Here is a 20581-nt window from a genome sequence, read left to right on the forward strand (position 1 = left end):
TAGCCTATAAAGAATATTAAACAATAAATACCTAAGAAAATAAAAGAACCTAGAATGGTTGTAAAAGATAATCCCTCAGAATATTGACTATAATAAAACTGGTTATAGATATTATATAAGAGCATAAAAGCATAATTTATACTTAGAAATAAGAATCCTATAAAATATCTATTAGCAATTAGAATCAGTCCCCATAAAAATAAGAAAAGTTTTAATAATATAATTATTCCTAATTCTGTTGATATATAGCTATTTAGAAAGCTTAAATTATAAGCAATTTGGAATGTCGCAATAAAAGTTAGCATGAAAGCAAGATGTTTAGGAATTGTTTTTGTATCTCTAACTTTTTTTGGTATATATGGTGAAACTATTTGTTCTTTGAATATACAGTAACTATATAGACCAATAAAAATATAAAAAACACTATTCAAAATCGACATTAGTATAAAGGTGTTGAAATAATTATTAATTATTGAGTAAACAAATACAGCTAAAATATTTATCACTGCTGATAAGATAAATATAATCCACGCGGACTTTTTATAGTTAATTATTCTATATGCGAAAATTAGGTTTAACAATAAACCTATTATTGTAACTATGTCGATAAACATCTATTGTTTTGGATGTTAATAATTTAGGATAAGTAATAATATCTTTACTTTAGTTTTCTTTAAATAAAATTCATAGCAACTTAATATTAAATATTTTGAAAGAAAATATGTCATCTATACTAAAATTTCAAAAGCTGTTAAAATTCTACTAATTTTATTTATGTATTTTAAATTTTATTTATGTTTTTACAGACAGTAAAGAAGTGGTATCAGAAAAAATATTCAAATAATGAGCCTATAGTCTTTTTAGGTTTAATGTTGTTTTTTTATTTAGTATTAACATTTTTGGGCAATTACATAGCGCCAATATTAGCGGCTCTTGTTATAGCTTATTTGTTAGATACATTAGTAACTATCCTTCATAAATTTACAAGGATAAACAGAACCTTCTTGGTTTATGTAGTTTATTTATTATTCTTACTGGTATTGTTATCTGTTATATTTGTTTTGTTTCCTATTATAGTTAGTCAAACTATAGGGTTTATCAAACAAACCTCAGAAACTATGACTACTTTTAAGCATAGCTTGGAAGAGTTGTCCCATAAGTATCCGTATTTCCTTACAGAACATAGAATAAACTCTATTGTAGAATGGGCTGATTCAATTAATTGGAATGCTATTAGCTCTAATATGGGATCATATATTCTTCAATATACTGCAATGACATTACCAGTAGTATTTTCAACATTGATTTATCTATTTTTAGTGCCATTAATGGTATTTTATTTTTTAAAAGATAAGGTAGCTATTATTGAGTGGTTTAAATCTTTTTTACCACAAGAAAATGGAGCTTTATATTTTGTATGGAATGATTTGAAACCAAAACTGGCAGATTACGTAAGAGGTAAAGCTATTGAGTTTATAATTGTTTCAATACTTACATATGTAGGTTTTGCATACTTTGATCTAAATTATGCAATATTGTTAGCTTTTGGTGTTGGTATATCTGTAATTATTCCATATATAGGAATGATTATTATTACAATTCCAGTAGTATTGGTCGGTATCTTACAATATGGCTTTACTATGACTTTAGTATGGATGTTAGCAGTATTTTTCATAATTCAAGCTCTTGATGGAAACTTACTAGTACCTATTTTATTCTCTGAAGTTTTAAATATGCATCCAGTTGGAGTGGTTTCCGCAATTCTTATATTTGGTGGAATATGGGGGTTATGGGGAATTTTCTTTGCTATACCTTTAGGATTATTATTTATGTCTGGTGTGAATATGTTCAGAGATCATCATATTATTAAAAATAAATCTAAAATGAATTTATGCTAATTTCACAGAAATTATTAAATGAAGAAGTTTATAAATATTTACTATCAAAGCAACTGCCAGAGTTTACAGCTAAATTAATATCTACAAGAATAAATAATATAGAAACTTTAGAAAAAAGTTTAGATTTCTCTATTAAAAATATTTCCTCGCCATTTTTATTTAAAAATATAGACAAAGCTGTTGATAGATTATATCAAGCTATAGTTAATAATGAGGTGATAGGTTTAGAAACTGATCATGATTGTGATGGTCAAACATCTCAAGCAATTTTCTATGAAGCTTTGACTAATATTTTTGGATATAATCCACAGAAAATACGCTCATATATTGGGCATAGGATGAAAGAGGGATATGGGCTTTCTGAATCTGTAATGAATAGAATTTTAACTGATGACATTCGACCAAGTTTGATAATTACAGCTGATAATGGCTCGACAGATGAACCAAGAATAAAAGTTCTAAAGCAGAATGGAATAGATACTATAGTTACAGATCATCATGCTATTCCTCCAGAAGGTGTACCAGAAAGTGCGGTTGCAGTTTTAAATCCTACTCAAGAAGGGTGTGAATTTCCGGATAAGTCTATAGCAGGCTGTTATGTGGCTTGGCTTTTTATGGCTGCTTTAAGAAGAAAGGCTATCGAAGAAAATAGAGAAATGTCTAAAACATATTCTTTAACAGAGCTTCTAGATTTTGTAGCTATTGGTACTGTGGCAGATTGTGTAAGTATGGCTAATAGTTTTAATAATAGGATAGTTACTAAGTTAGGTATTGAGCAATTAAAAAATAATAAAAGAAAATGCTGGGATGTTTTTGAAAGAGAAAAATTTTCAAGTCAGTATATAGGTTTTACAGTGGCTCCTATTTTAAACAGTGATGGTAGAGTTGCTGATGCATTAGGCTCTGTAAACTTTTTACTTTCAGATTGTGAAGAAGATATTGAACAAAAGTTCGAAAGCTTAAAAATACAAAATGATGAAAGAAAACAGATTCAGAAACAAATATCTGCAGAAGCTTTAAATAAAGCAAAAGAGCTTAATGAAAGTAAGAATTCTTTATGTATATTGTTAGATGATGGGCATGCTGGAGTGCATGGAATATCTGCTAGTAGATTGAAAGATACTTTTGGAAAACCAATAATAATTTTTTCACAAACTCAGATGGATGAAAACTTAATATCAGGTTCAGCAAGAAGTATTGATGAAGTCCATATTAAAAAAGTTTTGGATTCCATAAATGAGTTAGAAAATGATCTAATTATAAAATATGGTGGTCACAGTGGAGCAGCTGGGCTGACTATAAGAAAAGAGAGCTTTAGTAAATTTTATGATTTATTTGAGCAAGAAGTATCAAGATTAGTCGAGGGTTCTAAGATTGAGCTAGGTCCTAGAATATATTATGATTTTGAACTTGCTGAAAATGAGTTCGACTTTGAAACTTTAGATATTATAGATTCATTAGAGCCATTTGGTAGAGAGTTTGAGAAGCCTATTTTTTGTAATGATTTTACTATAGAGAATTTAAGATTTGTTGGTAAGGATCAAAGTCATGCTCAACTTGTCTTAAGAATTAAAAATAAAAGCATAAAGGCTATTTGGTTTAATGCTACTGATAATATTTCTACGGAAGACTTTTCTATAGGAGATAATGTAAAAGCTTGTTATGAGTTACAGAAAGAAGAGTTTTTAGGTAACGTTAATTTATCTCTAAATATAAAGATTATGCAAAATGAAAAACTATAGTTTTATAGAAAAATATTTAAAAGAAATAGATGATATAGATATAGAATATTTTCCTCAGATAGCATCAACGAATTTATATCTTTCAGAGAAAAAATTTACTCATAAATATCATCTTTGTTTTACAGATATACAAACTAGTGGTAAAGGTCGAAGAGGCTCAAAATGGGTATCTTCAGGGAAAGATAATATATACGCGACACTAGCATCAAAAGTAAGCGTTAATCTAGAAAAGTTACCTATTATTAGTCTACTAGTAGCAGTATCAGTAGTTAAGACTATAGAAAGCGTTATAAATGAAGATTTACGCAAATTTTTAAAAGTTAAATTACCTAATGATATTTATTTCAAAGATAAGAAGATAGCTGGAATATTAATAGAGACAAAAAATATAACTAGAAATAGTTTTGATATCATAATTGGTGTTGGGATAAACGTTAATATTGATAGCCTAGAAGAAGAAATTGATAGAGATTGGACATCTATTTCTTTAGTAAATAACAAAGAGATTAATTCATCTAAGCTTTTAGTAGAGCTGATTTCTAATTTGATGAATTCTTTAAATCAGGAAATTAACATACTGGAAACTCTTAAATCATTTGAAAAATATGATTATACATTCGGAAAATTAATAAGTTTTAACGATGGTGAAGATGTATATAAAGGGATTGCTAGAGGAATAAATAAAGATATGCAATTGATCTTAGAAATGTCGAGAGGCACTTTAATGGTTGATATAGCTAAAATTAATAAGCTTAAGGTCCTTAATGAGTCTAATTAATATAAAAAAAAGAGCAGAGTATTTAGCAAAGCTACGAGAATATTTTAGCAAACTAGATGTTTTAGAGGTGGATACGCCATTAGCTTATGATTATGGAGTTACAGATCCTTTTATAGATGTGTTTAGTATAGATACCATCAGTGGAAAGAGATATTTACAAAGCTCTCCAGAGTATGCGATGAAAAGGCTTTTAGCTGCGGGTAGCGGTAGTATTTATCAGATATGTAAAGCTTTTAGAGATGAGCCTCGTAGTAAGCTTCATAATCATGAGTTTACTATGGTGGAGTGGTATAGGGTTGGTATTGATTATTTTCAATTAATGAAAGAAATGCAGCAGATGTTCCTATCTCTAAAATCAGATCTTAAATTTGAATATATAAGTTATCAAGAAGCTTTTGAGAAATATTTTAATATAAACCCTCATGTAACTAGCTTGTCTGAGTTATTGCAGCTTGTTAAGCAAGTTGCTGGAGATATTCAAGGAGCAGGTGAGCTAACGATAGCAGATTGTTTAGATATTTTGTTTAGCTTTAATATTGAAAAAGAGCTTAGCCAAGAAAAAACGGTTTATTTTGTATATGACTATACTATTCATCAGTCAGCTTTAGCAAAAAAAGTATTGGATAAAAATAATCAGCTAGTTGCTGCAAGATTTGAAGTGTTTTGTGGTGGTGTTGAGCTTGCAAATGGATATTATGAGCTTATTGATAAGTCAGAGCAGCAAAAGAGATTTGATAAAGATTTAGAGACTAGAAAGATTCAGGGTAAAAAACTTCTTGAGAAAGATATAAAACTTTTAGAATGTTTAGATAATATTCCAGAATGTTCAGGCGTGGCGCTTGGTTTTGATAGATTAATTATGAGCCTTGAAAACATAAAAGATATTTTTGAACTTTCTATTTTTTAGTGTAAAAAGAGGTATAACATGAATGCATTAGGTGTAGTAGCAACAGTACTTACAATATTGGTTTCTATTTTAGCTATTTTGAAGGCTTTATTTCATTGTGGAAATTTATTCTTTGGAAAGCAGTTAGAGAAGCTTAACCAATTAAATATATTGTCAATGGAAGTTTCTAAGAATGAGAATGACTATATTAGAGAAAGTATTCAAGGCAAAATAAACTTATTAACCTCACGTCTTTTTTACTATGAAACTGGAGTTATAGCTGATACAAAAAGAAAAGTTAAGCAATTGGGTAAATTAATAAAGTTTTTAAGGCCTTTTGAAATAAAGAAAATAGCAGGATTAAAAGGTCTAGATCTTAGAGATAAAAAAATAATAATTAAAAGCTATATGGGGGTTGAAAAGGAGAATCATAAAATGAGAAAGAGCATGATAGAGTTTATTTTTCTAAGTATTACCTATCTTATTTTGGGCTTATTTTTTCTACTTGAAACTGATAATCTAATTCTGGGTCTTGTATTATTAGGTTTTGGCTATATATTTGAGATTTATGCATTAGTTGTTAAGAAACAATTTTTTTCAAAAAAAGAATATATTAATTTACTTAATAAAGTTGAAGGTGTAGAAGGAATCCATATTCAGTAAAACTATATAAATCTAAGATATTTATTGTTTTAATATGTTAAAATCTTTGCATATTAATCGTTAATTATTTTTTATTAACTAGGGTTTTTAATAATGCTTACATTTCAAGAAATTATTTTAAAATTACATCACTATTGGGCAAAGCAAGGTTGTGCAATTATTCAACCTTTAGACATGGAAGTAGGAGCAGGGACTTTTCATCCAGCAACTACACTAAGAGCTATAGGTCCAGAGCCATGGACAGCAGCGTATGTTCAGCCATCAAGAAGACCAACGGATGGTCGTTATGGTGAAAATCCAAATAGAACGCAACACTACTACCAATACCAAGTAGTGATGAAACCATCTCCAGATAATATCCAAGAGTTATATTTAGACTCAATCAGAGAGCTTGGTATAGATACTTTAGAAAATGATATCCGTTTTGTCGAAGATAACTGGGAATCACCAACTCTAGGAGCTTGGGGTCTTGGTTGGGAAGTATGGTCAAATGGTATGGAGATCACACAGTTTACATATTTCCAACAAGTGGGTGGTTTAGAGTGTAAACCTGTGATGGGTGAAATTACTTATGGTCTAGAAAGACTAGCGATGTATATCCAAAACGTAGATAGTATGTATGATATCCTTTGGGCGAATACTCAAAATGGACCACTATACTACAGAGATGTATTTATGCAGAATGAAGTAGAGATGTCTCAGTATAATTTTGAAGAAGCAAATGTTGATGAGTTATTTAAGTATTTTGATTTCTTAGAAAGAGAAGGTTATAGACTTGTTGAGAAAGGTTTGTCAATTCCAGCTTATGAGTTTGTACTAAAAGCTTCTCATACTTTTAACTTATTAGATGCTCGTCATGCAATATCAGTAACTGAGAGACAGGGCTATATTTTGAGAGTTAGAAAGTTAGCTTTAGAAGTAGCTAAGCTTTATTATAAAACTAGAGAGGATTTAGGGTTTCCTAATTTTAAGAAGTAGCTATATGAAAACTATTGGTCAGATTAGTAAGTTTTTAAACTTAAGCTGTCCTCAGAATATTGAGAATACTAATATTCAATCTATAGTTTTAGATAGTCGCAAATGCTGTCAACAATCTGTTTTTGTTGCTTTGAAAGGTTCCCTTTCTGATGGTAATAAATATATTCAAGAAGTCTTATCGAAAGGAATACATCTTGTCCTTACAGATAATAAGACTTTAGATAATTCTACAAATGTTAGATACGTTAGTAACTTGAAAGATAAGTTATGTGATTTATCTCAATGGTTTTATGATTATAAAAAACCTAAAAATATTATAGGTGTGACAGGGACTAATGGTAAGACATCTATAACTAACTATATTTCACAAATCTTAGATTTAGCACCTAGTAAAACTGTTCTTCTAGGAACTATTGGTAATGGTTTATATCCAGATTTAGAAGAAAGCACTCATACAACTTTAGATACATTATCGCTCTATCAAAAAATAGGGATGTATAAAAACTTTGATAATCTAGTTATGGAAGTATCTTCTCATTCACTAGATCAGAACAGAGTGAAAGGTTTGGATTTTGACATAGCTGTATTTAGTAACTTAAGCCATGATCATCTTGATTATCATAAAACTATGGATAACTACTTTTTAGCAAAAGCTAAGTTATTCCAAAGTGGAAACCTAAAGAGAGCTGTTATAAATATAGACGATGACTATGGTAGAAAACTTTGTGATATAACAACAGCTAAAGAAATCTTTAAAATAAGTCTCTTAGATAAAAATGCAGATATATATCTAGAGCAGTTAAATATAGAGGCACTTCAAACAAATTTTAAACTTTATCTAAAAGGTCAATTGTTAGGGCAATTTAGCACTAATCTCATAGGTGAGTTTAATCTAATGAATTTAGCTCTTAGTTTAGGTGCTATTGAAAATATTATAGGTATTAAAAAAGCTCTAGAGAATATAAGCTTAATTAAACCAGTAAAAGGGCGTATGGAAAGAATCCCTTTAGCAAATGGAGCTGTTATAGTTATAGATTATGCACATACTCCAGATGCTTTAGAAAAGGCTTTATTAGCGTTAATACCTTATAGGTCTACTAAGCTTTGGTGTTTATTTGGTTGTGGTGGGAATAGAGATACCTCTAAAAGACCTGAAATGGCTGAAATAGCAGAAAGATATGCTGATAAAGTAATAGTTACAGAAGATAATAGCAGGCTTGAAAGCTTTGACAATATCCTTGCAGATATTAAAAAAGGCTTTACTAATGCTGATAAACATATCTATATAAATAGTAGAGAAGATGCTATCAAATATAGTATTGAGAATGCTCAAGCAGGAGATGTTATTTTATTGGCTGGTAAAGGCCATGAATGTTATATGGATATTAATGGTGTCAAAGAACATTTTGATGAAAGAGAAAAAATTGCAAAATATGGTGTGATTGTATGATTAAATCTTTAAAACAATTAACTGAAAAATCAGGTTTTGAATATGTTGGTGGAGATGTAACTATTGAAAACATTTCTATAAATTCTGGTGATATAAAAAATAATACATTATTTGTGGCGATAGTCGCTAATAGAGATGGTCACGATTTTATAGCTGATGCTATCGCTAATGGAGCAGTTGCAGTACTTGTATCTAAGAAGCAAGAAAATATAAATGTACCTCAAATTGTTTGTGAGAATACTATAAAAGCTTTAAGAAAATTAGCAGAGACAAAAAGACAAGAATTGAAAATGCCAATTATATCTCTAACAGGTAGTTGCGGAAAAACTTCTGTTAAGGAAATGATAGTAGCTTTGCTGGCTGATTATAATGTGCATTTTACTAAGGGAAACCTTAATAACTATCTTGGCGTGCCAATGACAATATTGGAAATACCTGAAGAAGCTAATTTTGCAGTAATAGAGGCAGGTACCAGTGTTAAAGGTGAAATCAAAGCGGCAGCTGAGATAATAAAGCCAGATGTTGCATTAATAACAAACATAGGAGCCTCCCACTTAGAGAACTTAAAAAGCCTTGATGGTGTAATGCAAGAAAAAGGGGAGCTTTTGAAAGTAGTCAGCAAAGATGGCTTTTGTGTTATAAATATTGATGATGAAAGACTTTCTAACTTTATGGACAATGTTATTTCTAATAAAGTAACATGCTCAATGTTTTCAAAAGATGCAGATATTTATATAGATGATTATAGAGTTTTAGATCAAGGGTATGATGTGAAGATATCTATATATAATAAAATATATGGATATTATTTACCTACCGTAGGTATTCATAATATTAAAAATAGTTTATTGGCGATCTCATGTTTAGTAGCTTTAGGATTAAAAGAAGAAGATTTCTTAGAAAATACTAAGAAAATTAGTAACTATAAAGGACGCTTCTTTAGCCATAAATTTACAGAAAATTTAATAGTTGTTGATGATACATATAATGCTAGTGCACCATCTGTGAATGCAGCGATTGATGATTTAGCTTCATTTCTTGGTAAAAAGGTTTTAGTTATAAGCTCAATGAGAGAGCTAGGTGACTTAGCAAAAGAATACCACCAACAAATGGGGCATTGGATAAACTCTGCACATATTGATAGAGTATTTTTATTTGGTGATGAAGAAAACTTAAAGCACACCTTATCAGAAATAACTGGAGGAAATACTCATTTTTATAAAGATAAGAAAGAGTTAGAAAAAGACTTACTAGAAGAATTATCTAAATATAAAGATGAAAAAACTAAGCTTATCGTTAAAGGTGCTAGAAGCTATAAAATGGAAGAAATATTAGATAATATAAAAGGTAAGTTAATTAGCTAATTTATCTATTTTAGGGAAAATGTTATGGATAAATCTGATATATATCATGATTTGAGGCAACTTATTCTTAGTAAAGAGTTCTCATCACAAAATGATATATGTGACACTTTAGAGCTTTTAGGCTATAGCGCTAGTCAGTCTAAAGTTAATAGAATGTTAAAAAAGATTGGGGCAATTAAAGTTAAAAATGAGAAAAAAGCTTTAGTTTATAAAATACCTAATGAACCAGCACCGCCGATAATGACTGACAATATTTCATCATTAGTAATTAGTGTGAGTGCAAATGAAGTTATGGTTGTTATAGATACAGCACCTGGAGCAGCACAATTAGTTGCGCGGACTTTAGACTATAATAAAAATAGTTTTGAAATAATTGGTATAGTTGCTGGAGATGATACGATTTTTGTCGCACCATCTTCAATTAAGAATATTAATAAATTGAAAATCAACATAGAAAATTTTTTGTTTTTTAAGTCTTAAAAAATAAAAAATCTACCTATTTTATAAAGTCGATAAATACGTTTATAAGAGCGTTTTCCATATAAAACCTAAGAGTCGTAATTCTAAAGAATTTTGGTGCTAAAAAAATAATCGATTTATACGAAAAAATTGATTGCTTAAAAATAAAATTTGATAAACAATAGCGTTAGTTTTGCACTATGGATAGAACGACGTGAGACTAGCTAAAACTTTAAAGGAAAGACATATAGAACTTATTGCTCTGGGCGGAATAATTGGCTCCAGTTTTTTTCTTGGAACAGGGTATGTTTTATCAGAGGTCGGTCCTTCTGCTATTCTTGCCTATATGTTAGCAGGGTTTATAGTTTATATAGTTACTATATGCTTAGCAGAGCTCACTGTATCCATCCCTAATTCTGGTTCATTTATATATTACACAGCTAAATTTGTATCTCCCTCTATAGCATGTGGAATGGGGTGGGCTTATTGGTTTAGCTGGATTGTTTATATTCCTCTAGAATGTATTGCATCTGGTATTATCATGCACACATTTGTTCCATCAGTATCTAATGCGGTGTGGGCAACATTATTTGGACTATTAATAACCACAATTAACCTTATGAAAGTTAAAATTTTTGGTGAAGTAGAGTTTTGGTTATCATTAGTAAAAATCGTAGCTCTCATGATATTTAGTATAGTGGCTTTATTAATATTCTTTAATTTTATAGGAAATGATACGGGGAAAGTTATAGGTAGTTCATATATAGCTGGAGAAGGTGGCTTCTTTCCAAAAGGAAAGCTAATTTTAATAACTACAATGGTAATGTTACTGGTTAATTTTCAAGGTACAGAAATAATTGGATTAGCAGCAACTGAGTCTAAAAATGCTCAAAAGCAAATACCAAGAATAGCTAGAAATATTGTTATAAGACTAGTAGGGCTGTATATAATACCTATTTTCTTATTGATACTTATTTTCCCATGGCAAAAAATGAGTTTGGATAATTCCATATTCGCATTAGCATTGCGTGAATATCATTTGAATTACATAGCAGGGATATTTGCATTTGTAATCTTAGTAGCGGCTTTCTCATGTGCTAATAGTGGTTTGTATGCTGCGACACGTGCACTTTATGGGTTATCAAAATCTGGGATGTCTCCAAAAATATTTAAGAAATTAAATTCCGCATCAGTGCCTTACTATTCAGTAACTATAAATATTATAGCTGTTTGGTTTTTCTTATTATTATCATTTAAGTTTTCGACAACAGTAGCATTTACAAATTTACTAGCTATGTCTGGGGTTACAGCGACATTTTGCTGGATATGTATTTGCTGGTCTCAGTATAATTTTAGAAAAAAACTAATTAAAAAGAAGAGTAATAAAAAGATGCATTTTAAGGTACCTTTTTTCCCTGCTTTAACTCTTATAGGGATTTGGTCTCAAGTATTATGTTTAGCTTTGATGGTGGTAAATGATGATTTAAGAGCAGCTTTTTATTTTGGTTTGCCGACAGTCGTTATACCTTGCGTGGCATATCATTTTTATTATAAAGCTAAAAGAAGAGTTAGTTTTCAAGTTATTCCTAGCTAAGTGTGATTTAAATATCTATTGATTTTATTATTTTCACAGCTTTAACAATAGTTTCTTTACTTATAGTTAGTGGTGGAAGTAAACGTATAGAGTTGTTTCTAGTTTTCACAGCAAGTACTCCTAATTTTAAAAGCTCTTGATGAAAATTTTCAAAATACTCTGGATATATTTGTAAAGCAATAAACAAACCTTTGGCTCTAATTTCTTGGATATATTTAGAATTTATTTTTTCTAACTCATTAACAAAAAAATTGCCTAGAAATTCAGCATTCTTAGCTAAATTATCCTCTTCTAAGATGGTAAGAGCTTTATGTGCAATAGCAGATGCTAAAGGGTTACCACCAAAAGTGCTGCCATGATCACCTGGCTGTAAAACCTCCATAACCTCATTTGTACTAAGAAAAAGTGATATAGGTAATACTCCGCCACCTAGAGATTTGCCAAGTGTCATTCCATCAGGATCTAAATTATAATGTTCTTTAGCAAAATTTTTCCCAGTACGCCCCATACCTGTTTGTATTTCATCTAGAATAAATAAGACATTGTTCTTTTTACAAACTTCCTGACATTTATATAAATATTCGTTATCAGGAATTACAACTCCTCCTTCACCTTGTATTGGCTCAATAATGATTGCGGCAGTATTTTTTGTAATAGCTTTCTTAAGAGCTTCTAAATCATTGAATGGAATAGAAATAAAGCCTTTAGGCATGGGTCCAAATTTTGCTTTATAAGCAGGGTTAGATGATGTGCCTATTGCTGTTATTGTTCTACCATGAAAGCTATTATTAAAAGTTATTATTTCTGCGGAGTCTTCAGGTATTTGTTTTTTTACATATCCCCATTTTCTGATTACTTTTATAGCAGTTTCTATAGCTTCAGCACCGCTATTCATAACGATAGCTTTATCCATATTTGTTAAAGAGCATGCTTTTTTTAATAACTTTGCTAAAGGTTCATTATGAAAAAGTCTTGGCACAATTGAAATTTTATTCACCTGCTTAAATAATGCCTCAAGAATTTTTGGGTTGTTATGACCAAAGTTTACAGATGATATACCAGTTGCCATATCTATATACTTTTTACCTAAATCATCATATACATAAGCATTATCTCCTTTAACGATAGTTATAGGAGTAGAGGCTATTATATTGGCACCATACTCTTTTGTCGTATTGATTGTTGTTTTCATATTATATCTCCTCATTTCTCTTTTAATAAGATAATTTAAAATGCATAAAAAGTAAAATTTTATAAATTATTGTAAATATTTATTCTTTTTTAGTAAATAATTATTCACTTTTTATTTTTTAGATGTTAAGTTGATTATCAAGCACTAGCTTATGAGATGAGATAATGATGGAGAAAATTTGTATTGCAGGGATAAATGGCTACACTGGACAGCTTCTTAAGGAGCTAATAAATAAGCATCCTAACTTTGAGTTAGCAGGAAGTTTGGGAGTATCTAAGCAAGAAAATAAAGAATATACATATTCTTTGGATGAGGTGAATGTTGAAAACTTTAAGGTAGACTTTCTGTTACTTGCTACACCAGTAGATATTTCTATAGAAATATTACAAAAGCTCAATGATAAAAATATACAAATAAAAGTTTTAGATCTAAGTGGAGCTTTTAGACTTGATAAAGATTTATTAGCATCTTGGTATGGGCTATCTCATTCTGTTAAGGGGCTTGAAAATGGTGCTAAATATGGTCTTTCTCCATATGTTAAGTTTAGTCAGCAAGATAACGTCATAGCAAACCCAGGTTGTTATGCTACATGTGTATTACTATCTTTATTACCTTTGTTAAAACATCAGCTAATAAAACCTAATAACTTAGTTATAGATGCAAAGTCAGGTGTTTCTGGAGCTGGTAAGAAAGCTAGACAAGATCTAATGTTTGCTGAAATGCTTAATAACTTTTTTCCATATAAGATTGGTAAGCATCAACATATTCCAGAAATATTAAAAAATTTAGCCGAGTTTGATGTTAAAGAAGATGAGTTTTATTTTAATACAAGTATGCTTCCAGTTCATTCTGGTATTGCTATGACTATTTATGCAGATCTTAATTTAGAAAATGAAGCCTCAGAAGAAGAAATTAGAAATTTAGTCGGTGATGCTTATAGCAAGGAATATGCTGATTATCCTTTATTTAAATTCATTGATATAGCAGGAGAGAATGACAATCAAAAAATATCATCTTTCTTATCTATAAAAGGTGTAGTTGGCACACCTAATACTCATTTAGGGTTTTCGATTAAAAATAATAAAATCATAATTTTTTCTTTTATCGATAACTTACTAAAAGGCGCAGTTACTCAAGCTATCGAAAACTTGAATAATTATTATGGCTTTCCTATAACCACAGGATTATAAAAAGGAGATAGAGATGGAGAGTTTATTTAGAACAAAATTACCAAAAGGATTTTTAGCAGGCGGAATTAATAGCGGTGTAAGACTCTATCGTCCAGATTTAGGAGTTGTGGTTTCAGAGAGAGATTGTAAAGCTGTAGGTGTTTTTACAAAAAATAAATATAAAGCTGCTCCAGTGAAATATTGTATGAACCTCTTGCCAGCTAATAATATCAAGGCAATTATTACTAATAGCGGACAGGCTAATGCAGCTACTGGTGAGATAGGTGATAAACATAATCAACAAGTGGTTGATAGCCTTGCAGAAGAGCTTAATTGTTCATCTAATCAAGTGCTCATAGCCTCAACAGGTGTCATTGGTCAGCAGATGCAAGTTAATAAAATAACTTCAGCAATACCTAAACTATTAGGTAGTTTATCTAATATTGCAGATAAGTTTGCTCTTTCGATTCTTACCACAGATCTATTACCAAAATCTGTTTATAAAAAGATCGAGCTATCTACAGGGGAAATAACTATCACTGGGATTTGTAAAGGTTCTGGAATGATTAATCCTAATATGGCGACAATGCTTGGATATTTTTTAACAGATGCCGATATTGATATTAATTTGGCTCAAGAGATTCTAAAAGAATCAAGTGCTAGTAGTTTTAATATGATTTCAGTAGATGGAGATATGTCGACAAATGATTGTGCTTTTATGATGGCTAATGGCGCTAGTGGAGTAACTATTTCTTCAGATAAAGATATCAAAATATTTAAAGAAGCTATATATGAGATAGCTGTAGTTCTAGCTAAAAGCATCGCAAGAGATGGAGAAGGGGCAACAAAGCTGATTGAGGCAAAAGTTGAGGGACTAAACGATATTGAAATAACTAAAGAATTGGCAAAAAAAATTATTTCTAGCTCTTTAGTAAAAACAGCTATATATGGAGAGTCTCCTAATTGGGGAAGAGTTTTAGCAAAAATAGGTGAAGTAGATATAGATGAGCAAACTCTAGAGTCATGCCAGATATTTATGCAAGAACAGAAAATCTTTGCTAATGGCTTACCAGTTTCAGAAGATTTGACCAGCCTAAAAGAATCTATGAAAGACGACACTATCGTTATTAATGTTAAATTTTCACAAGGAAATGAGTGTGCAACCGCATGGGGTTGTGATTTAACTCAGCAATATGTGAGTATAAATGCGGAGTATTTATCATGAAAAAATTAGCCAATAAAAAAATTTTGATAAAGCTTGGTGGTTCTGTGCTTGAAGATGAGCAAGTTATGAAAAACTTATGCCATGATATAAAAAACCTAAAGAATGAGGGTGCAGAAATTATTATTGTTCATGGAGGAGGGAGATTTATAACTAAATGCCTAAATGAACAGAATATGAAAACTTGTTTTAGGGATGGTTTAAGAGTTACTCCAAAAGAGCATATGGATATATTACAAATGGCTTTGTATAAAGTTAATAAAAAAATCTCAAAAGCTTTTAGTAGTATTAGTTTAGAAGGTGTAGGTATTTCAGGGGAAGATAGTAATCTACTTACTTGTGACTTTATAGATAGAATTAAATATGGCTATGTAGGTGAAATCAAAAATGTTAACCCGACAGCTATTTTTAAACTATTGTCCCAAGGGTTTATACCTATAGTTGCAACAGTTAGCCTTACGGATAAGTTTGAATCTGTAAATGTCAATGCAGATAATGTTGCGGCAGAATTAGCTATAGTATGTGATGTTGATGAGCTTATTTATTTAACAGATCAGCAGGGGGTTTTGGATAATTATGGAAACTTGATTCCAAGTTTATCTGTCAACGATATTAAAGGATTGATTGATCAAAGAATTGTCGCTGGTGGCATGAGCATAAAGTTAAATTCAATAAAAGATTTCTTAAATTGTTCGAAGAAAACAATAACTATATTAAATGGAAATGAGGAGAAAATTTTGACCAGAAAACTTTTATTAAAAGGAGGAAATAGTTTAGGAACGACTTGTATGTTTGGAGGGGTGATATGAAAAAATTATCTTTTAATAATCTACTATCTGGAGCAGAGATAAATCAGGAGGATTTTACAAATATAATGCTCATAGCAGAAGATATGAAGAAGAACCCTAAAAAATATAAAAATGCCTTAGAAGATAAAATAATAGCTTTAGTTTTTGATAAACCATCACTTAGAACTCGCTTTAGTTTTTCTGCGGCTATTATGGAAATGGGAGCTAATGTAATAGAAAGTGTTTCAGCTTCTAGAAAAAAAGAAGAGCCAAGAGATTTTATAAGAGTTGTACAAAATTATTGCTCTGCAGTTGTGATTAGAACTTTTGCAGATAGTCATTTGGAAGAGATGGTTAATTATTCAAAGATTCCTATTGTAAATGCTTTGACAGATTTATATCATCCTTGTCAAACACTGGCAGATTTATTAACTCTGAAGGAAGTTTTTGGAGATCTTAAATCTCTTAAAGTTGCTTATTTAGGGGATGCTAATAATATTTTGTATAGTCTATTGCTTGTAGCTAATACCATTGGTTTGGAGGTGCATTATGCATGTCCAGAAGGACATAAGCCAGATCAAAAGATTTTGGATCAGTTAAAGAATATTAACATTGTGAAAAGCTTTGATAACCCTAAAGAAGCTGTAGAGGGTTGTGATGCGGTGTATACAGATGTTTGGTGTAGTATGGGATTTGAACCATGTACTGAAGATGCTTTTGAGGGCTTTCAAGTGAATAAAAAGCTTATGTCTTATGCAAATGATAACGCGGTCTTTATGCATTGTATGCCTATGGAGAGAGGCAAGGAAGTAAGTGAAGATCTACCAGATGATGGATGTTCAGTTATTTTCCAACAGAGCTTAAATAGAAAGTTTGTTCAGAAAGCAGTTTTGTATATGTTATTGAAAGATTTTTAATATTTCATTACCTTATTTATTCTCAATGACCTTTAAATATAATTTGTAAAATTTAAGATCTAACTAGGTGGATAAATATTTCTATGGTAGGATGTCTATGAGCTAATTAAGGCTTTTTAATGAATAAGGATTTATAGTTATGAAAAAAATATATTTTGGTTTTTTATTAGGGCTTTCAACATTATTTTTAAATGGTTGTATTGTTGCTGCTGTTGGATTAGGTGCAGGGACTGTAGCATATGTTAATGGTAACTACTCAATGAATATGGATGGTGGTGTAATTAAAGTGTATAATGCGGCGCTTAAAGCATTGGAAGCAAATAATAACTATATTATATCTTCTAAAGAGGCCTCTAGTGAAAAGGCGGAGATTAAAGGTTCTACAAAAGTAGATTCTACTAAATTTAAAATTGAAATAGAAAAAATAACAGATAATGCTTCAAAAGTGACTATTAAGTTTGGCGTGTTTGGTGATCAGTCTCAGTCTGCAACGTTGATGACAAGTATTGACAACAATACAAAGTAAATACATATATAAGTTTAATAAATAGAAAGAATATTCTAATTAATTCTAGATAATATTTTCGTGAAGAGTAATAGAATCATCAACAATCTTAATATAGTTTCCTTTTTTGAACCAATCACCTAAAACATATCTTGTGTAGCCATTTTCTTTATGGATATGCATTTTATGAGTATGTCCATGGATAACAATGTTACAGTCCTTTTTATATTTTAAGATTCCTTTTTCTGTAACATCAATATTTGGCTTCTGGGTGTTTTTTTCATAACTATGACTACGAGCAGTTTTAGCCAAGCGCTGTCTTATAAATAAAGGAAGTCTTCTAAACAAAAACTGTAAAATTCCATTCCTAGCTAAAGTCCTATAGAACTGATAGCTTTTATCATCTGTACAAAGTAGGTCTCCATGAGCAAGTACTATTTTATTTGATCCAACTTTAAGATAGTAAGGATCTTTTATTATTTTAACACCACTTTGCTTTTCAAATTTCTTAGAAATAAGGAAGTCTCTATTACCATGCATAAATAAAATTTCTAGACCGCTATCTGAGGCTTTTTTAAGATAACCAGTTATTTGATGATAAAAAGCATCTGTATGGTCATCTCCAATCCAGTAATCAAAAAAATCACCTAAAATGAAAAGTTTATTTTTAGGGCTAGAGATGCTTTCTAGAAAGTTTCTAAATATCTCAGCTATTTTAGAGTTATTAGCATTTAAATGAAGATCTGCAATTATATAAATATCTTTATGCACCATATTTCTCACGGTATAGTTTGAATTTATTTATCATTTCTGAGTCTAAATTGTCTCTTACATAGTCATAAATATCATCAAAATTTGTAATAGATTTCACAGGGATATTAAACTCATTCTCTATTCTTTGTGTAGCAGAAATATCTAAATCTTTAGCTTTTTCTTGTCTATCAATAGATAGAACTACACCAGAGATTTTAGCATTTATATTTTTTAATTTATTGTATGACTCATAGAAAGCGGTACCTGCTGTCATTACATCATCAACAAGTAAAACTTTTTTATCTTTCATATCTGCTCCTACAAAAAGACCACCTTCACCATGATCTTTTGCTTCTTTTCTGTCAAAAGCATAAGGAATATCTTTATTATATTTTAAAGCTAATACCGTAGAGATTGCTGCAGCTAAAGGAATCCCTTTATAAGCTGGACCAAATAGCACATCAAACTTTATTTCTGACTCGATAATAACTTTTGCATAGTAATCAGCTAAAGTAGCTAGCTGCTTTCCTGTATTAAAGAGACCGGCATTAAAAAAATATGGACTAATTCTGCCAGATTTTAGAGTGAACTCTCCGAATCTTAGAACATTATTATGTAGAGCAAATTCAACAAACATCAAGAAAACCTAATGGTAAACAATACTAGATGAAGTATAAATAATATGAAAAAAAATACCAAGTTTTCATTCAAATATTATTTCCCTAATAAAAAGTTCTTTTTGTTGTTATAATCGTAGATAACTATGTTTTATAAAAGCATTTTTTAGGACTTATATGTATAAAGATATTTCTAAAGCGAAGATTCTAGTTGTGGGTGATGTAATGCTTGATAAGTATTATCATGGTAGTTCAGACAGAATTTCTCCAGAAGCACCAGTACCTGTAGTAAACGTTAAAAATGTAGAGGATAGAGTTGGAGGAGCTGGTAACGTTGCTCTAAATATTAGCTCTCTTGATGGGGTTGTAGGAATATGTGCTTTAGTAGGAAAAGATGAGTCTGCGAATATATTAGAGAAAGAGCTTTTAAAAAGAAAAGTTCAGACGTCACTCATTAAAACAGAATATCCAACTATTACAAAACTAAGAGTCTTAGCTCAAAAGCATCAGCTTGTAAGGCTAGACTTTGAACAAAATTTTAATGACATAGCTAAGAATGAATTTATTGATGAATTTCAAAAAATATTGCCAAACTTTAATACAGTAATTTTATCTGATTATGGTAAGGGTACTTTAAGCAATACGCCGTTATTGATTGAAAAAGCAAAGGCTGCTGGTTGCCAAGTATTAGTAGATCCTAAAGGGACAGATTTTAGTAAGTATAGTGGTGCAACAGTTATCACACCAAATTTGAAAGAGTTTGAAGCTGTAGTTGGTAAATGCCAATCAGATGATGACATCGTAAAGAAGGCTACAGAATTAGCTAATAAATATAATATTGATAACATACTTATCACTAGAAGTGAGAAAGGTATGACCATAGTCAAAAAGAGTGGTGATAATAAAACTATTCCTACAGTTGCAAAAGAAGTTTTTGATGTAACTGGAGCAGGCGATACAGTTATAGCTGTCTTATCAATCGGTATTTCGCTTGGATATACAGTTGAGGAATCTATGAAGATAGCAAATGCTGCAGCTGGAGTTGTGGTTGGTAAAGTAGGTACAGCTACAGTTACTTTAGAGGAGTTACATGCAGCACTAGCAGGAAAGAGAGGCTTTAAATTTGGTGTTGTTTCTCAAGATGAACTTGCTCAGATGACTAATGATCTTTCTTTAGTTGGTGAGAAAGTTGTAATGACAAATGGTTGTTTTGATATTTTACATGCAGGCCATGTTGAATATTTGCAAGCAGCAAGAAAATTAGGTGATAAATTAATAGTGGCCGTGAATACAGATGAATCAGTTGCTCGCTTAAAAGGCCCAGAAAGACCGATAGTTCCTTTACAAGCTAGGATGGAGCTTTTAGCAGCTTTAGGGTGTGTTGATTGGGTGGTGCCTTTTTCAGAGGATACTCCAGTAAATGTCATAGAAAAAGTTACACCTAATATTTTGGTTAAAGGTGCAGACTATACGGTTGATAATATTGTCGGTGCTGAGCATGTTATTTCAAATGGTGGAGAAGTAAAAACTATTACTCTAAAACCAGGTTTTTCAACAACAAATATTGTCAATAAAATAAAATCCAGTAATTAAGGCTATTTAGGTT

19 protein-coding genes are annotated in these 20581 nt (G+C 30.6%); 16 read left to right on the forward strand and 3 right to left on the reverse strand.

The genetic code is table 11. The annotated features are described in order from the left end of the window. Positions 1-794: 794 nt before the first annotated feature. From KX01_RS04880 to KX01_RS04925, 10 genes are all read left to right on the forward strand, one after another. Positions 795-1898: an AI-2E family transporter gene (locus KX01_RS04880; RefSeq protein WP_071663920.1), complete on the forward strand. Its 1104-nt coding sequence runs from the start codon at positions 795-797 to the stop codon at positions 1896-1898. Then, positions 1892-3640: a single-stranded-DNA-specific exonuclease RecJ gene (recJ, locus tag KX01_RS04885; RefSeq protein ID WP_071663921.1), complete on the forward strand. Its 1749-nt coding sequence runs from the start codon at positions 1892-1894 to the stop codon at positions 3638-3640. Before KX01_RS04880 ends, recJ begins: the two co-directional genes overlap by 7 nt. Continuing rightward, positions 3627-4418: a biotin--[acetyl-CoA-carboxylase] ligase gene (locus KX01_RS04890; protein WP_071663922.1), complete on the forward strand. Its 792-nt coding sequence runs from the start codon at positions 3627-3629 to the stop codon at positions 4416-4418. The genes recJ and KX01_RS04890 overlap by 14 nt, the downstream gene beginning before the upstream one ends. Further along, positions 4405-5325 (forward strand): EF-P lysine aminoacylase EpmA, encoded by a 921-nt coding sequence (epmA, locus tag KX01_RS04895; RefSeq protein WP_071663923.1) that lies wholly within the window; start codon positions 4405-4407, stop codon positions 5323-5325. The genes KX01_RS04890 and epmA overlap by 14 nt, the downstream gene beginning before the upstream one ends. Positions 5326-5343: 18 nt before the next feature. Next, entirely contained in the window at positions 5344-5967 is a 624-nt protein-coding gene (locus tag KX01_RS04900; protein ID WP_071663924.1) for a hypothetical protein, read from the forward strand. A gap of 93 nt (positions 5968-6060) precedes the next feature. Then, positions 6061-6945, forward strand: a complete 885-nt coding sequence (gene glyQ, locus KX01_RS04905) for a glycine--tRNA ligase subunit alpha (protein ID WP_071663925.1) — start codon at positions 6061-6063, stop codon at positions 6943-6945. A 4-nt stretch (positions 6946-6949) separates the two neighbouring features. Then, positions 6950-8395, forward strand: a complete 1446-nt coding sequence (locus KX01_RS04910) for a UDP-N-acetylmuramoyl-L-alanyl-D-glutamate--2,6-diaminopimelate ligase (RefSeq protein WP_071663926.1) — start codon at positions 6950-6952, stop codon at positions 8393-8395. Beyond that, complete coding sequence (locus KX01_RS04915; protein ID WP_071663927.1) at positions 8392-9759, forward strand: UDP-N-acetylmuramoyl-tripeptide--D-alanyl-D-alanine ligase; 1368 nt, start codon at positions 8392-8394, stop codon at positions 9757-9759. Before KX01_RS04910 ends, KX01_RS04915 begins: the two co-directional genes overlap by 4 nt. A 24-nt stretch (positions 9760-9783) precedes the next feature. Then, positions 9784-10239, forward strand: a complete 456-nt coding sequence (locus KX01_RS04920; RefSeq protein ID WP_071663928.1) for an arginine repressor — start codon at positions 9784-9786, stop codon at positions 10237-10239. Between the two features lie 193 nt (positions 10240-10432). Further along, positions 10433-11812, forward strand: coding sequence for an amino acid permease (locus tag KX01_RS04925; protein ID WP_071663929.1), 1380 nt, complete (start codon positions 10433-10435; stop codon positions 11810-11812). Positions 11813-11819: 7 nt separating this feature from the next. Here the strand turns inward: KX01_RS04925 and rocD are convergent, their stop codons facing one another. Beyond that, positions 11820-13004, reverse strand: a complete 1185-nt coding sequence (rocD, locus tag KX01_RS04930; RefSeq protein ID WP_071663930.1) for an ornithine--oxo-acid transaminase — start codon at positions 13002-13004, stop codon at positions 11820-11822. 164 nt (positions 13005-13168) lie between these two features. Between rocD and argC the strand changes: the two genes are divergently transcribed. The 5 genes from argC to KX01_RS04955 all read left to right on the forward strand — a co-directional run bounded on the left by argC (position 13169) and on the right by KX01_RS04955 (position 17626). After that, positions 13169-14194: an N-acetyl-gamma-glutamyl-phosphate reductase gene (gene argC / locus KX01_RS04935; RefSeq protein ID WP_071663931.1), complete on the forward strand. Its 1026-nt coding sequence runs from the start codon at positions 13169-13171 to the stop codon at positions 14192-14194. A gap of 13 nt (positions 14195-14207) precedes the next feature. Continuing rightward, positions 14208-15398, forward strand: a complete 1191-nt coding sequence (argJ, locus tag KX01_RS04940) for a bifunctional glutamate N-acetyltransferase/amino-acid acetyltransferase ArgJ (protein WP_071663932.1) — start codon at positions 14208-14210, stop codon at positions 15396-15398. Continuing rightward, positions 15395-16204, forward strand: a complete 810-nt coding sequence (gene argB / locus KX01_RS04945; RefSeq protein ID WP_071663933.1) for an acetylglutamate kinase — start codon at positions 15395-15397, stop codon at positions 16202-16204. The genes argJ and argB overlap by 4 nt, the downstream gene beginning before the upstream one ends. Then, positions 16201-17100: an ornithine carbamoyltransferase gene (gene argF / locus KX01_RS04950; protein ID WP_071663934.1), complete on the forward strand. Its 900-nt coding sequence runs from the start codon at positions 16201-16203 to the stop codon at positions 17098-17100. The genes argB and argF overlap by 4 nt, the downstream gene beginning before the upstream one ends. 139 nt (positions 17101-17239) lie before the next feature. Next, a complete protein-coding gene (locus KX01_RS04955; protein ID WP_071663935.1) occupies positions 17240-17626 on the forward strand; it encodes a DUF3568 family protein in 387 nt (128 codons plus the stop codon). A 45-nt stretch (positions 17627-17671) separates the two neighbouring features. Here the strand turns inward: KX01_RS04955 and KX01_RS04960 are convergent, their stop codons facing one another. Both KX01_RS04960 and pyrE read right to left on the reverse strand, forming a co-directional pair. Then, positions 17672-18379, reverse strand: a complete 708-nt coding sequence (locus KX01_RS04960) for a UDP-2,3-diacylglucosamine diphosphatase (protein ID WP_071663936.1) — start codon at positions 18377-18379, stop codon at positions 17672-17674. Further along, positions 18369-18995 carry an orotate phosphoribosyltransferase gene (gene pyrE, locus KX01_RS04965; RefSeq protein ID WP_071663937.1) on the reverse strand — a complete coding sequence of 209 codons (627 nt, stop codon included), beginning with the start codon at positions 18993-18995 and terminating at the stop codon, positions 18369-18371. Before pyrE ends, KX01_RS04960 begins: the two co-directional genes overlap by 11 nt. 157 nt (positions 18996-19152) lie before the next feature. On the opposite strand from pyrE, the gene hldE reads away from it, so the two are divergent. Further along, complete coding sequence (hldE, locus tag KX01_RS04970; RefSeq protein WP_071663938.1) at positions 19153-20568, forward strand: bifunctional D-glycero-beta-D-manno-heptose-7-phosphate kinase/D-glycero-beta-D-manno-heptose 1-phosphate adenylyltransferase HldE; 1416 nt, start codon at positions 19153-19155, stop codon at positions 20566-20568. Positions 20569-20581 lie beyond the last annotated feature (13 nt).

The organism is Francisella frigiditurris (genome assembly GCF_001880225.1).
Lineage (GTDB): Bacteria > Pseudomonadota > Gammaproteobacteria > Francisellales > Francisellaceae > Francisella > Francisella frigiditurris.

Excerpts from the sequence above, each read along its gene's own strand:
- rocD (WP_071663930.1), bottom strand. The coding sequence starts at position 13,004 with ATGAAAACAACAATCAATACGACAAAAGAGTATGGTGCCAATATAATA.
- argF (WP_071663934.1), top strand. The coding sequence starts at position 16,201 with ATGAAAAAATTATCTTTTAATAATCTACTATCTGGAGCAGAGATAAAT.
- epmA (WP_071663923.1), top strand. The coding sequence starts at position 4,405 with ATGAGTCTAATTAATATAAAAAAAAGAGCAGAGTATTTAGCAAAGCTA.
- pyrE (WP_071663937.1), bottom strand. The coding sequence starts at position 18,995 with ATGTTTGTTGAATTTGCTCTACATAATAATGTTCTAAGATTCGGAGAG.
- argJ (WP_071663932.1), top strand. The coding sequence starts at position 14,208 with ATGGAGAGTTTATTTAGAACAAAATTACCAAAAGGATTTTTAGCAGGC.
- argB (WP_071663933.1), top strand. The coding sequence starts at position 15,395 with ATGAAAAAATTAGCCAATAAAAAAATTTTGATAAAGCTTGGTGGTTCT.
- KX01_RS04915 (WP_071663927.1), top strand. The coding sequence starts at position 8,392 with ATGATTAAATCTTTAAAACAATTAACTGAAAAATCAGGTTTTGAATAT.
- KX01_RS04910 (WP_071663926.1), top strand. The coding sequence starts at position 6,950 with ATGAAAACTATTGGTCAGATTAGTAAGTTTTTAAACTTAAGCTGTCCT.
- KX01_RS04960 (WP_071663936.1), bottom strand. The coding sequence starts at position 18,379 with ATGGTGCATAAAGATATTTATATAATTGCAGATCTTCATTTAAATGCT.
- recJ (WP_071663921.1), top strand. The coding sequence starts at position 1,892 with ATGCTAATTTCACAGAAATTATTAAATGAAGAAGTTTATAAATATTTA.
- KX01_RS04900 (WP_071663924.1), top strand. The coding sequence starts at position 5,344 with ATGAATGCATTAGGTGTAGTAGCAACAGTACTTACAATATTGGTTTCT.
- hldE (WP_071663938.1), top strand. The coding sequence starts at position 19,153 with ATGTATAAAGATATTTCTAAAGCGAAGATTCTAGTTGTGGGTGATGTA.
- argC (WP_071663931.1), top strand. The coding sequence starts at position 13,169 with ATGATGGAGAAAATTTGTATTGCAGGGATAAATGGCTACACTGGACAG.
- KX01_RS04890 (WP_071663922.1), top strand. The coding sequence starts at position 3,627 with ATGAAAAACTATAGTTTTATAGAAAAATATTTAAAAGAAATAGATGAT.
- glyQ (WP_071663925.1), top strand. The coding sequence starts at position 6,061 with ATGCTTACATTTCAAGAAATTATTTTAAAATTACATCACTATTGGGCA.
- KX01_RS04920 (WP_071663928.1), top strand. The coding sequence starts at position 9,784 with ATGGATAAATCTGATATATATCATGATTTGAGGCAACTTATTCTTAGT.
- KX01_RS04880 (WP_071663920.1), top strand. The coding sequence starts at position 795 with ATGTTTTTACAGACAGTAAAGAAGTGGTATCAGAAAAAATATTCAAAT.
- KX01_RS04955 (WP_071663935.1), top strand. The coding sequence starts at position 17,240 with ATGAAAAAAATATATTTTGGTTTTTTATTAGGGCTTTCAACATTATTT.